Consider the following 13,407-nt stretch of genomic DNA (forward strand, 5'->3'; position numbering starts at 1 on the left):
CTGCCGGTGACCGCACCGAAGAAGTCGAACTCCGTGGCCCGCCGCGCCGCCATCGCCGGCGGCGTCGGCACCCTCATCGAGTACTACGACTTCGCGGTCTACGGCTTCCTCGCCGTCACCATCGCCCCCCTGTTCTTCCCCTCGGACAATTCCGGCGTGTCGATCCTGTCGACCCTCGCCGTTTTCGGCGTCGCCTACGTCGCCCGCCCCCTCGGCGGCATCTTCTTCGGCCGCCTCGGCGACCGCCGCGGCCGCCGCCACTCCCTGGTGATCACCGTGGTCAGCATGGGTATCGCCTGCGGCATCCTCGGCCTGCTCCCCACCCATTCGACCGTCGGCGTCCTCGCCCCCATCCTGCTGGTCCTCGTCCGCCTCGCCCAGGGCTTCTCCGCCGGCGGCGAAGTCGGCGGCGCCGCGACCTATATCGCCGAATCCGCCCCGCCCAAGCGCCGCGGCTTCTTCGGCTCCTTCACCCCCGTCGGCTCCACCCTCGGCTTCGCCGTGGCCGCCGCGGTCGTGGGTGTGGTCGCCCTGATCACCACCGACGAGCAGATGGAGTCGTGGGGCTGGCGTATCCCGTTCCTGCTCGCCCTCCCCCTCGCCTACGTGTGCCTGCGCGTCCGGATGAAGCTCGAGGACACCCCCGAATTCGAGGAGATGGCCGAGAAGCAGCAGGTCACCAAGAGTCCGCTGCTGGACACGGTCACCAAGAACCCGTGGTCGGTCCTCCGCGTCGTCGGTGTCGCCATCGCGATGAACGGCTCCGGCTATATCGGCCTCACTTACTTCAGCGTTTACCTGATCAAGGACCTCGGCTTCTCCAAGGACGCCGTCTACTGGACCTCCGCCATCGCCATCGCGCTGGCCTGCGCCACCTTCCCGATCAGCGGCATGCTCACCGACAGGTTCGGCCGTAAACCGGTACTCGTGGGCGGGTATCTCGCCTACGTCGTGATCGCGCTTCCGGCGTTCATGATCATGGGGGCGACCGAGAGCATTCTTGTTATCGGGATCGTCTACTTCCTGTACATGGTGCTCAACGGGGTTGTGCAGGTTCCGGCGTTCCCGCTGTTCACCGAGCTCTTCCCGCGGACGGTTCGCTACACCGGAGTCTCGCTGGGCTTCAATATCGGCACCATCGCCGCCGGCGGGACCGCCCCCTATGTCGCCGCGCAGCTCGTCGAATCGACCGGCAATGCGATGTCGCCCGCCTACTGGGTGATGGGCGTCTGTGCCATCGGCCTCCTCACCGTCGCCACCATCCGCGAAACCAGCCGCAAGGAACTCCCGGCATGACCACCGGTAACACCGGGTCGACTCCGTCCGCCGCACTTGATGAGGGTGCGGCGGGCGGGGTTTCCCCACGCCCCCACTTCGACACGCTCGTAGCGGCCTGGAACGACCGGGTCACCCACGAACCCGACGCTCCCGCCGTCGTCTACTTCGACACCACCCTCACCGTGCGGCAGACGGACGACCTCGCAACCGCACTCGCGGCCGCACTCGCCGAACGCGGCGTAGGACATGGCGACCGGGTGGGCATCCACCTCCAGAACATCCCGCAATACGCCCTCGTCCTGCTGGCCCTCTGGAAACTCGGCGCCACCGCCCTACTGCTCAACCCCATGTACCGCGGCCGCGAACTCCGGGTATTGATCAACGACGCCGAACCGGTCGGAATCATCACCACCGACAGCGATGTCCCGCAGGTCCGGGAAGACGTCGCCGACAGCACGGTCCGCTGGGTCCTCGGCACCGCCGAATCAGAACTCCAGTGCCGCAACGACCGCCGTATCTTCAACGGCGAACCTGCCCCCGCGGCCCCCGCCGAACCCGACCTACTCGGCTTGGCACACCGCTACCTCGGCAAACACCCCCCGAAAACCCAGGTCCACGGCGAAGACCTGGCCTTTCTCGCCTACACCTCCGGCACCACCGGCCCGCCCAAGGGCGCGATGAACTCGCACACCAACGTCCTCGCGGTAACTACCAGCTTCGCCGAACTGGCCGGCATCAACACCGGCGACGTCGTCTACGCCCTCGCCCCGCTCTTCCACATCACGGGCGCCGTGGTCATCGGCTCCCTCGCTCTCACCGAACGCACGGCCCTGGTCTTCACGGGCCGGTTCCACACCGAGGTCGCCGTCGACGCGATCCGCGAGCACGGGGTCACCTACACCATCGGCTCCATCACCGCCTTCAACGCGATGATGAACTCTGAATATGCGTCCTCGGAACACTTCACGTCGATCAAGACGCTGTACAGCGGGGGTGCGCCGGTTCCGCCGAGTACGGTCGAGCGGTTCCGGGAGAGGTTCGGGCATTACATCCACAATGCGTATGGGATGACCGAGACGTCGTCGGCGGTCACGGCAGTGCCGCCGGGGGTGAGTGCGCCGGTCGACCCGGACAGCGGGACGCTGTCCATCGGACTGCCGCTGCCGGGGGTGAAGGTCGAGGTGGTCGACCCTGAAGGCCACCCCCTCCCGCCCGGCAGTCAGGGCGAACTTGTCGTCACCGGGCCCCAGGTCATCGGCGGATACTGGCGTAAGCCAGAAGAATCCGAGGCCGCTCTACCCGAAGGTCGCCTCCGAACCGGGGATAGCGCGATCGTGGACGAACACGGGTGGGTCTACCTGGTCGACCGCATCAAAGACCAGATCAACGTCTCCGGGTACAAGGTCTGGCCGCGCGAGGTCGAGGACGTTCTCTATGAACACCCGGCCGTACTCGAAGCTGCGGTTGTGGGCGTCGCCGACGAATATCGAGGCGAGTCGGTAGCCGCCTACGTCTCCCTGAAAGACGGCCACACCGCCGACGCCGACGCGCTGATCGCGTTCGCCCGGGAACGCCTCGCGCCCTACAAACGGCCCAGGTCCGTGGGAATACTCGCCGACCTACCCAAAACACAAACCGGCAAGATCCGCCGACGAGCGCTGCGCGAGCAACGGGATGACGTTCGAACAACACGATGAACTCCGGTTGATCGGTCGATGATGACATCATGACCTGCGTACTTGAACAGCATGAGCAGCTCGACCGCGTCTAATGTGTACACATTCGGGCACACGTAAGTCATGTTGATCGAGACATGGTCAGTACGGGAAGCTCGCGAGCGGCTACCACGAATGCTCGACCGATTCCGCCACGGCGACCGGACACCGGTCGGGGTGGGTTCACGCCGCAAGACCGAAGCCGTGATGATCTCTGTCGAAGTCTTCGAGGAGTTGACCGCCGAGCGTACTCGCGCGACCGCGGAGGCCAGAGCGTCGGTCCGCGCCGAAGGTCTGGCCCCCAGTCCTGAAGCCGACGACATCACGGCCCGATGGTCGCGGGGCGAGATCAGCACCGAGCAGATGCGTCAAATTGTTCGCGAACTGCACGGCGCGACGTGACAACAGACCCCTATATCGATACCGAATCAGGTGCATTGAGAAACCGCCTCGACAGGTGGAGAACGCCACAGCGTCGAGACTCTCGCTGGTCGGCGACAACAGGCCGCTGCGCGGCCTACTCGACCGACTGGTCCAGCCGGAGTAGCCCGATACGCACGTCATTCGTTGCTGTCTCGGCGCTCGTCAGCCGGTGACGGAGCTACTTCACTGCTCCGGTTCCGCGCCTTGTCAACGTGCCGGATACCGATCTCCGATGCGCCTGCTTCGCGGGAATTCCGTACGGTGTCGGCCATGACCGACAACGACCCCGCACCCGACCTCGACGAGATCTCGGCCGCGATGCCACCGGCGGCGGTCAACAGGTTGTTCGGTGAACTGGTCGCCGATATCGCCGGGCAGCTCGGAGCGCCGGGACCGGCGGCACCCCGCGACGTGCCGAGTGCACGGCGGCTTCGGCGCTCGACGCCGGTGACCTACCGGATTCGTATCGACCTGCTGCATGCGAAGCCGCCCGCGTGGCGGCGGGTGGAAGTGGCCTCGGATATGTTCCTCGACGAGTTGCACGAGGTGATCCAGGCAAGCTTCCATTGGTACGACTGCCACCTGCATCAGTTCGCCAGTTCCGGCGATCATTTCGCGGACGACGCCGAACTGTATCTGTGCCCATACCAGGTGGAAGAGGGCGATCCCGGCGTACCGGAGGAGCAGGTGCGGCTCGACGAGGTGCTCGTCGATGCCGGTGACGCGATGTCGTACTGGTACGACTTCGGCGACGACTGGATGCACGTGCTGAAGCTGGAGGCGGTGCTGCCGCGGGCGGATGATGCGCCGCGGGCCCGCTGCACGGCCGGCCGGCAGCCTTCCCCGGCGGAGGACTGCGGCGGAATTCCGGGATACGAGTTGTTCACCGCGGCCTGCGATCCCGGCCATCGCCGACACCAGCAGGCCCTGGCCGAAGTGCGTGAGTGGTACGGCGAGCATTTCGACCTCGACTCCTATGCCCCGGTGCCATTCGATCTCGATGAGATCAATGCGGCGCTGGCAGAACTCGGCACCGGCTCGCGCACCGGCAGCGCCGGTGCCGATGACGCGCAGGCGATCCCGCCCGCACTCGCCGAGATACTCCGGGCGACCGGCACGGTCCGCGGCAAACGGCAGCTGCGGGCGCTGATCACCGACGCCGCGCTGGACCGGCCCGCCACCGTCGATGCCGGCACGGCAGCTCGAGCCGTCCGGCCTTACGCATGTCTGCTGGACCAGATCGGGCCCGACGGCGTCGCCCTCACGTCGGCCGGCTATCTGCCACCCACCACGGTGGCCACGCTTTTTACCGACCTCGACCTGGGCGAACGGTGGATCGGGAAAGGGAATCGCGAGGATCTCACCCCGCCGATCGCGAACCTGCGGCAGGCGGCGCAACAGGTCGGCTTGCTGCGCAAGTATCGCGGACGGCTCAACCTGACCGCCAAAGCGCGGGCGATCGATGGCGACCCGATCCAGCTGTGGATGTTTCTCGCGGAACGGATCCCGGCGATGCTGAAGGGAAAGGCCCGCCACGACACCGGCATTCTCTACTTCCTGACGCTCGCGGCCGGCGACGCCGAGTCCGCCGTCGCCGAGATCCTCGACAATATGGGCTGGTGCCACAGCGACGGTTCCCCGGTGACGGCGCATTCGGTGATCGAACTCCTCCGCGATATCAGATATGTCCTGGAACCGACCGGCCTGCGCTCCCCCGACGCGAGCCTGGCCACCGAACCGTTCGCCCGGGCGGTTCTGGCCCGGTTGCTGTAGTCGTCAGGTGTCAGTCGCCCCGATACAGCCGCTCGAGGTCGACCAGTTCCACATCGTCGCGGGAATCGGCCACGGCGCGCAGTTCGGGGGTGAAGTCGTATCCGGTGAAGAGCAGCAATTTGGTCTGCCGCGACGCGCGGGGATCGCGCTGTACCAGCAGATCCCGGATCCGGTCGAGCCGGTTGACCTGTTTCTCCCCGACGACCGCATGGTTCTTCGCCTCACCGATCGCGAGGATCCGTTCCGCACCACCGGCGTCCCGCCCGAACACTACGACGTCCAACTGATGGCCGGTCTTACCCGCGGGGTCGGGCAGAACTCCGGAAAGCACATGGGTGCGCCGGCCTCCCACGGCGTTCGGGGCCGCATACCACCGGCACCACGTACGCGACAACTGCTCGAAATGTGGACCGAGTACTTGACTTGTGAAGGTGGGCCCGGAGCGCTCCCACACCTCTGTCGCGTGCCCCGGGCGCTCGAGGTCGCTCCATTCCGAGCGCATGATCGCGTAATAGAAGGTCAGCAGCGGCTCGGTGATCCGGTACGTGGATCGGCGGGCGTGGAAGGCATCCTGTTCACGCGCGATCATGCCGACGTCTTCCAGGACGGTAAGCGGGTGCCCGAGATCGGTGGACTTGCGGGCGAGGAAGCTCGCAATCCCGCCCCGGGTGTTGTTGCCCTCGGCAATCGCCGCGAGAACACCGTGATAGAGCGCGCTTTCCCGGAGTTCGGGCTCTTCCGCCAGCAGGAACCGCGATTCCCGGAACAGCGGCCTCGACGAGTTCAGCACATTGCGAACCACCCACGGGCCGAAATCCTCGCGGTCGGCGGGAGTGTCACCGAGCGTGTATTCGCGCCGGTAAGCCGGCGTACCCCCCACCACGGCGTTTACCAGGAACGCCAGCGACAGGTCGTCGATCTCCCAGAACTCCCGCGCCAGCCGGTAGTCGAGGGTCGGCACGACAAGCTCCAGGCTGGCGCGTCCCCGCAACGGGGCACTCCCGACGAGCAGTTTGCTCATGAACGACTGAGCCGAACCGCACAGCAACAGCCGTATGGCCCCGGCGTGGCGCCGACCGGCCGGATCGAATGCGCGCTGGACCAACGACGGCAGCTCGGGTGACGCCTTGGCCAGGTAAGGAAACTCGTCGAGGACCACCGTCAGGGGCCGGTCACCAGCGCCCAGGGTCATGATTGTCTCGATTGCCTCCGGCCATCCGGCGAACCGGCGCGGCACCGGCTCGCCGAGATACCGCGCCAGAGCGCTACCGAGCTGGTGCAGCGACTCGGGCTCGGTCGCCTCGGTGGCCGCGAAGTAGAACCCGCCGGTTGCCTCGCATACCGCGTCGAGGAGGAAGGTCTTTCCTTGCCGGCGACGCCCCGAAACGATACCCAGCGCGGGCTGCGGCCCAGGGTAGGTGGCAAATCGGGTCAGCTCCGACCACTCGTGCTCGCGATCGAACATGGTCTCGGGCTTCAGCATGAGATCTATTATAACTCGATCTATTATAGGTGGAGTTATAATAGTCTGGACTGTCGTGGATCAGCTCGCGTCGCTGCAGCAGGATCTCACCCGCCTCACACCACCTGCTGATTTGCTCGGCGGCGCCGGGATCCAATCTGCTTCTCCACTGCGCGGCCCGCACCTCGTCGATCAGCACTGTGGGGCGGTCGGCGTTGCACTTTCCCCCGGCCGCAGCATCGCACACTGCAGCAATCGCGGCCTGAACTGAACTGCGGGTAGCCGCGAGACCTTCCACGAAGCGATCCGCGATCTGAAACGATTCCTCGACGAACCCAGGCCCACCGGTCGATCAGAATTCACATAGGTGAGTCGGCTCGTCGGCACCGAAACCGCGGGTTTCACCGAGCCGGCTGTACACGATTTGTCAGCTCCGCGGGATCCACCGCCTGGACGAATGCCTCGATCCGATCGCCGGACGCCGGGAGGTAGGAGCGATACTCGGCGACAGCCAGCACGTATGTCCAGGCTTAGAGCCTGTTTTCATCGAGCATGGGATGCGCGCAAAGCTCGCTCAGCCGCTCCGGAATCGACTCCGGCCCGTCTTGGATCGCAACCCATAAGCCCGCCTCGGTATTGATATCCCCGACCGCGCCGAGTGGATCGATCGTGTACCACCTACCCGGGCCTTGCAGGATGTTCTTCGCCTGCAGGTCCGCATGGAGCACATGACGCTCAGTAGTAGTGCTGAGCAGTACCTCCAGCAGCTTCTCTGCCTTTGCAAGATGAGTTGCAGCACCGAAACGTTCCATGGCGTCGGCATAGCGCTCGTCCGCGAAACGCTCGCGCGCCCAACCGATCCGCATCCACGCTATATCGGCTAGGTCCTTGAGCTTCGGCGGTTCGGGCAACCCGGGAGCGTTGAGCCTGCTCAGCAGCTCACCGAACTGCGCCGAATCACCGGCGCCGTGCACGGGCCAGGCAATCTCACCCGGCACGATGCGAGACATCAGGAAGACGCCCGACTCTTGGTCGAAGTGCAGAATTTCCGGTGTCGCACCCGAAGCCGACCAGCGATTGAGCATCGCCGTCTCGGTGGCCCCGGATTCCTGGTCGACGGGAATTTTCAGTACCGTAGCCGCTCCGTCTTCGGTGCTCGAATACACGCAGCACGACATGGCTCCGCTATCGGCGATGCTTTCCCACCGCAGACCCCATCGGTCGGCATATCTCGCGATCCGTTCGGGCAGCGCGTCGAGCCACACCCGGCCGTCGTCTTCACCTCGGAGAAAGATGATCGCCATTCCGAGCCGTTCGGGAACGAGAGGCACTGTCACCTTGGGGTACCCCCTTGACTGCGGCAGGCAAGCGCTAGATGCCGTGCTGGTGTCGGGAGGCTTCAGTGGCTGCGCTACGGGCGGTTCACCGGCCAGAACACCGACCACACGATCACTGCGACCGGCAGCCCGACCGCCACCGCCAAGCCGAGCATTGTCACCGCGCAGTCCCGGCCGCGTACCACCGTGCGAACGACAACCGGGGTAGGACCGTCTCCACGTCGGCCACGTCCATCACCCGGTTCAGTTCGAGCGCGCCGAGGTGATCCGGCGCGGGCAGTATCACCACGTCGACCCCCGCGTGCCGCACCTGGTCCACGACCGAAAGCACCGAACACACATCGGGCCATATGATCCGATAGCCGAGACGGTCGGCCAATCGCCGAATCTGCGCCCGGTCCCATTCGGGCGCGGTGCTCACATCGTCATCCACCCATCCGAACGCGGCCGGCCGCATCGTTTCCCCTTCGGTTCATATCGTTGGCAGACTCCCCGTGACGCGGCGCCGACACACACCACGGGGTCGCGAATCAACGTATGGACACTGGCCGGACACCTGAACTACGTCCGGGACGTTTCTCCGGACACTTCAAACCATTTGAATGTCCCGGTATGGTTCGGGCATGAGCCAGCGCCTCGAATCGGCAATGCTTCGGGCACAGATTGATTCGGCCACACTCGCCGCCGCGGTCGGCGTCGACGCCAAGACCGTGAATCGGTGGTTGGCCGGGCGGGTGCCGCACAAGCGGACGAGGGCCGACGTTGCCCGTGTGCTGCACGAATCCGAGTCCACCCTGTGGCCGCAAACTCGGCCGGACCTCAGTGTGGGAGCACCTGCTACAGCCGAGGTCATAGCCGCTTACGCGCACCGTGCCGATATCCCGAACGACGTCTGGATCTCCCTGCTGACGAGCGCGACTCAGCGGATAGACATCATCGGATACGCCTATCGGTTCGTACTCGAGTTGATGCCGGATGCCTCCGACCTGATCGCCGGCAAGTGCCGCGACGGTGCCACCGTCCGACTAGCGTTCGCAGATCCGGATTGTCCGCACGTCGCGGAACGCGATGCGCTCGAGCAGATGCAGGGGACGCTACCCGGCCGCATCCGGAATGCGCTGAGTATGCTCGGCCCGCTCGCCACAGCGCCGGGATGCCGGATCGGCTTGCACACCACGCACCTGTACAACTCGGTGTTCCGGTTCGACGACCAGATGATCGTGACCCCGTACCTGGTCCGGGCCCGTGGATACCAGCACCCAGCGCTCCATCTGCGCAGGCTGTCTCCTCACGGTATGTTCGCCTCGTTCGAAGACCAAACCGAACAGATCTGGGGAGCAGTGACCCCGTACCTGCAAGAGGTAGGCCCCGATGGCATCACGGCGTGACTACTACCGAGATCCGGAAGCGCCCGAGGCGAACAGCCTGGTTCCCGGAGGCTCGGCCCTGATAGTCGACGACAACGGCGCGATTCTGATGCAACGCCGCAGCGACTCGGGGAACTGGTCGTTTCCCGGTGGGACCATGGAGATCGGCGAGACACTGGAACAGTGCGTGATCCGGGAAACGAAAGAAGAGACCGGCCTCGATATCGAAATAACCGGTCTCCTGGGGATATACACCGATCCTGACCATGTAATGGCCTACGCGGACGGCGAGGTCAGGCAAGAATTCAACATCACGTTCTACGGGCGGGCCACGGGGGGCGCCATCAGGGTCAGCGCGGAATCGACCGAAGTTGCGTTCCTGACTCCAGCGCAGCTGCAAACGCTCCCGGTACACGAGACGGTGCGGCTCCGGCTACGGCATCACGCCGACCAGAGGTCTGAGCCGCATCTCGGCTGACGTCGTCGAGCAGAGTGGTGGCGATGCTCTCCTACCGCAGATCCCATCGGCCGGCGTACGAACAGCTCCGAGTACAGGCCGGGGTAACGATGGAGGCTGCGGCCGCCACCATCGCGGTCGCGAAATCGACGCTGTGGCGGATGGAAACGGGCCAACCGGTGCGACTCAATCCCGTACTACTCGAACGACTTTGCCATCTCTACAATGCCCCGCCCGAACGGACCGGGATGCTGCTCAGTCTGGTGGAGGAGACAAGAACCAAAGGGTGGTGGCATGCGTTCAACGACAGCATCCCGAAGGATTTCAGCTCCTTCGTCAGCCTCGAGGATGCCGCTGTTCATGAAATCTCTTTCCAGACAACGTTCTTGCCGGGCCTGCTCCATACTCCCGACTACAAGCGCAATTTGATCTGGTCAGAATTCCCGAACATGCCGTCCGCCGACGTCGACCGGATGCTCTCCGTGGGCATGCGACGCCAGGACCGGCTCACTTCGGGCGACCGACCCATCCGATTCGATGTACTACTGGACGAGGCGGTGCTGCGCCGGGTCGTCGGCGGCCCGGCGGTGATGGCTGATCAGATGCGGCAGCTCGTCACGGTGGGCGAGATGCCGAATGTGTCGATCCGAGTGGTTCCCGCGTCTACCGGCCCTTATCTCGGGCTGATCGCCGGTACGTTCGTCCTCCTGGAGTTCCCGAGACACCCGAAAGCCGACCTCAGCATGCCGCCGGTTGTCTACGTCCAGGGTTTCACGGGGGACCTGTATCTCGAGAAGGAAACGGAAGTGGCCCAGTATCGTGAGGTGTGCGCCGAGATCAACCGGCGCGCGTTGGACGATGAGCGCAGTCGAGTTCTCATCGCGAGCACGGCCGAGGAGTATTCAGCATGAAGGTTGCGCTAACCGGGGCAAAGTGGTTCAAGAGCAGTCGGAGCACCGGCTCGAAGGATTGCGTAGAGGTAGCGCACCTCGACGGCAACATGGTCGGTGTGCGGGACTCCAAGGATGCCAGCGGGCCGGCACTCGTGTTCACCCCGGTCGAGTGGGATGCGTTCGTGACATCCACCAAGCGCAGCTGACCGGCTCACCGATCATCGTCGGCGCCCCGCACCGCGCGTGACGATCTTTAGGTGGTGATGTCTGGCCGTTGGTAATGTCGACCACCTATGCACGCGACCCGCAGACGGCCGCGGGGGACCGAGCGGTAGGTGGTGACGTGGCACGAAGTGACGAGCGGTGGATCGAGGTCTCCAAGTCGGCATTCCCGCACGAAGCCGAGGGTTTGGCGATGCTGCGGAACATCGTTCCGGACGCGCCGCCGTATCGCGCGTGGACCAACTTCGAGTTCATGGACAACCACGGCCAGTGGCATGAGATCGATGCCCTGGTGCTCGGCCGCCGGCGCCTGCACCTGATCGAACTCAAGCATTACACCGGTGTGCTGCAGGGCACGGAAGCGAACTGGGTGCGCACCATTCCCGGCCGTAACAAGCGCCGCACACAGCGCTCACCCCTCCTACTCACCCGCCGCAAGGCGCAGCGACTCGCCACCCGTATCGATGAGGAGGCACGTAAGGTCGCCCAAGAGTTCGGACTCGGACCCGAAGCCGAGAAACACTTCGGACGGCGCCATTTCATGGATCTACTCGCCGTCTTCACCGCCGCCCCGGAGTTCACGGTATTCGCCGGACGCCAGGAAATCGGCACCGTCGGCACCACCGTCCTCACCGACCCCATCGAAGGCCCACGAATCTTGCTGCTCGCCGGCCGATCCTGGCAAGTCACCCATATCGACTGGAAACGCCGCCAGGTCTACGTCGAAACCACCGACATCCCGGGCCGCGCAAAATGGAGTTCGGTCCCGGACGGCGCCTCGTTCGCGATCACCCGCGGTGTCAGAGACGTTCTACTCGGCGCCCTCCCCACCGGAGTCACCCTGACGAAACGGGCCGCGGCGCCCCTCGCCGACCAGCGGCTGGTCCGCGCCGAACACGTCGCGGACGGGGCATTCCTGATCGTCCGCAATCGGCGGGAGGATTGGCACTGGTGGACCTGGGCCGGCAGCAAAGTGAATCGCACGCTGGCAGCCTGGGCAACCGACCTGGTACCGACCCGGCAGCGGATCGGCGCCGAATCGCTACGTCTCCACCCTGACCTAACGGTCGCGGATATCCGGGCGGGCCTGTCCAGGCTGCGGTCCGTCGGCGGCGGCCCGCAGCCCGAGGTCGACAGCAGTGCGCTTCAGGGTTTGAAGTTCTCGGCCACCCTTCCCAAAGGTCTCGCCCACGCCACCCTCACCGCCCGCATGTCCGACACGTCCCGTGCACGATCCGCCCTCGCAGAGCGAACAAGGGTAGCGAGTACCAAATGATCTGTCGGCCTGAACAGCTGTCGCCCCGAGAACCGGTTCAGGCCGCACGGTATTGACCGACAGCCGCCGCCAATCAGTCATATACCGCGGTGGAGCAAACCCTCAGCCAGCATCAGCCGGTCGAAACTCATTGTGTGCATGGGCATTTGGCCACTAGCAATCGGACGAATGCGATGCGGCGTCGATCACGCGCTCGGTAGCCTCGATGCATGGGCGAGGTCTTCAATCACCTGGTACGACTGCTCGAACTGTTCGCCAACTTCCTCGACAAAGTGAGCCCATGGGGGTTCCCTGGCCGATTACGATCGCCTGCATTTTCCCTGTCTTCATGGCGGTACTCGCCACTATGGTGTGGTGGTCGCGAGGTCGGGTGTGGCGGGTGACATGCGACTACACCGGCACCCGCGACGGGGTCCCCTGCCGGCGTTCGGTACGGGGCGAATGGCGACGCTGCTACCAGCACAGACCTGGGCAGCAGCGCAGCGGAGGGGAGGCCGTAGACGGCCGGTTGCGTTGGCAAACGAAGCGAAATGGCTCGTTGGTCGAGCGAGATGACATTCGCGGGAAGGGCTTCGTTCGTGACGAATCGCAAACCAGGTCTTTGCTGTACCATCGAGGATTCGCCCGTCCGCCCCGGGCTGTCGCGAAATTCTGGCGCGACTGGTGGTCATTTCGCCGAGATGATCTCAGGAAGCTGCGCGATCAACTCCAGGCGGCCGGCGCCCTCGATCTACGTGCGATCTGGCGGGGGCCAGCCGGCCCATCGGCCCGCACAGCAGTCAATGAGCAGTTGGCACAGGTCATTCAGGCGACCAGGTTGGTCCTGGCGCTGGCCCTTTCCGGACTGGTTCTGGTGGGCGCTGCCGTATGGCGCGGCCATCACGCTCATTCCCTGCTGAACTTCGCAGCGACATTTGCTTTCATCGCGGCCTGGATGGTCGCGCGGTGGGGAATATGGCGTGTCGCTGCCGGCGAGGTGCCGGCGACCGGACCCTCATGGTGGAAGCTGGCGTGCAATCAGACGCTATCGTGGTTCGGGGGATTCCTGATCATTTCCTTCCTGGCAGGCCAAGCCCTCAGTCAATTGGAAACCTTGGTGAACGGTCCAGGGACTATTCAAATCGGCTTATAGGTGGCCGGCCCGTCGGGCTCACGCCAGTTCGCGACCGGTTTCCCGATGCTGCCGCGCCGAAAATGTCCGACT

14 protein-coding genes are annotated in these 13,407 nt (G+C 64.9%); 11 read left to right on the plus strand and 3 right to left on the minus strand.

Going from position 1 to position 13,407, the window contains the following annotated elements; all coding sequences use genetic code 11:
• From ACQPYS_RS22630 to ACQPYS_RS22645, 4 genes are all read left to right on the plus strand, one after another.
• Positions 1–1,296, plus strand: coding sequence for an MFS transporter (locus ACQPYS_RS22630; RefSeq protein WP_433493106.1), 1,296 nt, complete (start codon positions 1–3; stop codon positions 1,294–1,296).
• Positions 1,293–2,975 (plus strand): class I adenylate-forming enzyme family protein, encoded by a 1,683-nt coding sequence (locus ACQPYS_RS22635; protein WP_433490747.1) that lies wholly within the window; start codon positions 1,293–1,295, stop codon positions 2,973–2,975. Before ACQPYS_RS22630 ends, ACQPYS_RS22635 begins: the two co-directional genes overlap by 4 nt.
• 195 nt (positions 2,976–3,170) lie before the next feature.
• A complete protein-coding gene (locus ACQPYS_RS22640) occupies positions 3,171–3,395 on the plus strand; it encodes an antitoxin VbhA family protein (protein ID WP_433490748.1) in 225 nt (74 codons plus the stop codon).
• Positions 3,396–3,686: 291 nt separating this feature from the next.
• Complete coding sequence (locus ACQPYS_RS22645; protein ID WP_433490749.1) at positions 3,687–5,189, plus strand: plasmid pRiA4b ORF-3 family protein; 1,503 nt, start codon at positions 3,687–3,689, stop codon at positions 5,187–5,189.
• A gap of 10 nt (positions 5,190–5,199) precedes the next feature.
• Here ACQPYS_RS22645 and ACQPYS_RS22650 read toward each other — a convergent pair whose 3' ends face one another.
• Positions 5,200–6,672 (minus strand): AAA family ATPase, encoded by a 1,473-nt coding sequence (locus tag ACQPYS_RS22650; protein ID WP_433490750.1) that lies wholly within the window; start codon positions 6,670–6,672, stop codon positions 5,200–5,202.
• A gap of 55 nt (positions 6,673–6,727) precedes the next feature.
• Between ACQPYS_RS22650 and ACQPYS_RS22655 the strand changes: the two genes are divergently transcribed.
• Entirely contained in the window at positions 6,728–6,922 is a 195-nt protein-coding gene (locus tag ACQPYS_RS22655) for a hypothetical protein (RefSeq protein ID WP_433490751.1), read from the plus strand.
• 259 nt (positions 6,923–7,181) lie between these two features.
• On the opposite strand, the gene ACQPYS_RS22660 is transcribed toward ACQPYS_RS22655, so the two are convergent.
• Together ACQPYS_RS22660 and ACQPYS_RS22665 are read right to left on the minus strand one after the other, a co-directional pair.
• Positions 7,182–7,982: an aminoglycoside phosphotransferase family protein gene (locus ACQPYS_RS22660; protein ID WP_433490752.1), complete on the minus strand. Its 801-nt coding sequence runs from the start codon at positions 7,980–7,982 to the stop codon at positions 7,182–7,184.
• Between the two features lie 163 nt (positions 7,983–8,145).
• Entirely contained in the window at positions 8,146–8,409 is a 264-nt protein-coding gene (locus ACQPYS_RS22665; protein ID WP_433490753.1) for a hypothetical protein, read from the minus strand.
• Positions 8,410–8,611: 202 nt separating this feature from the next.
• On the opposite strand from ACQPYS_RS22665, the gene ACQPYS_RS22670 reads away from it, so the two are divergent.
• The 6 genes from ACQPYS_RS22670 (at position 8,612) to ACQPYS_RS22695 (ending at position 13,335) form a co-directional block, all read left to right on the plus strand.
• The gene (locus ACQPYS_RS22670) at positions 8,612–9,376 is read left to right on the plus strand and encodes a hypothetical protein (RefSeq protein WP_433490754.1); all 765 of its coding nucleotides are present in this window, start codon (positions 8,612–8,614) and stop codon (positions 9,374–9,376) included.
• Positions 9,360–9,833, plus strand: coding sequence for an NUDIX domain-containing protein (locus ACQPYS_RS22675; RefSeq protein ID WP_433490755.1), 474 nt, complete (start codon positions 9,360–9,362; stop codon positions 9,831–9,833). Before ACQPYS_RS22670 ends, ACQPYS_RS22675 begins: the two co-directional genes overlap by 17 nt.
• 23 nt (positions 9,834–9,856) lie before the next feature.
• Positions 9,857–10,723, plus strand: coding sequence for a helix-turn-helix domain-containing protein (locus ACQPYS_RS22680; protein ID WP_433490756.1), 867 nt, complete (start codon positions 9,857–9,859; stop codon positions 10,721–10,723).
• On the plus strand, positions 10,720–10,911 hold the full coding sequence (locus ACQPYS_RS22685; RefSeq protein WP_280458882.1) for a DUF397 domain-containing protein: 192 nt from the start codon (positions 10,720–10,722) through the stop codon (positions 10,909–10,911). Before ACQPYS_RS22680 ends, ACQPYS_RS22685 begins: the two co-directional genes overlap by 4 nt.
• A gap of 137 nt (positions 10,912–11,048) precedes the next feature.
• Complete coding sequence (locus tag ACQPYS_RS22690; RefSeq protein ID WP_433490757.1) at positions 11,049–12,203, plus strand: NERD domain-containing protein; 1,155 nt, start codon at positions 11,049–11,051, stop codon at positions 12,201–12,203.
• 538 nt (positions 12,204–12,741) lie between these two features.
• Positions 12,742–13,335: a hypothetical protein gene (locus tag ACQPYS_RS22695; protein ID WP_433490758.1), complete on the plus strand. Its 594-nt coding sequence runs from the start codon at positions 12,742–12,744 to the stop codon at positions 13,333–13,335.
• Positions 13,336–13,407 lie beyond the last annotated feature (72 nt).

Source organism: Nocardia grenadensis (assembly GCF_050942415.1).
Taxonomy (GTDB): Bacteria; Actinomycetota; Actinomycetes; order Mycobacteriales; family Mycobacteriaceae; genus Nocardia; species Nocardia grenadensis.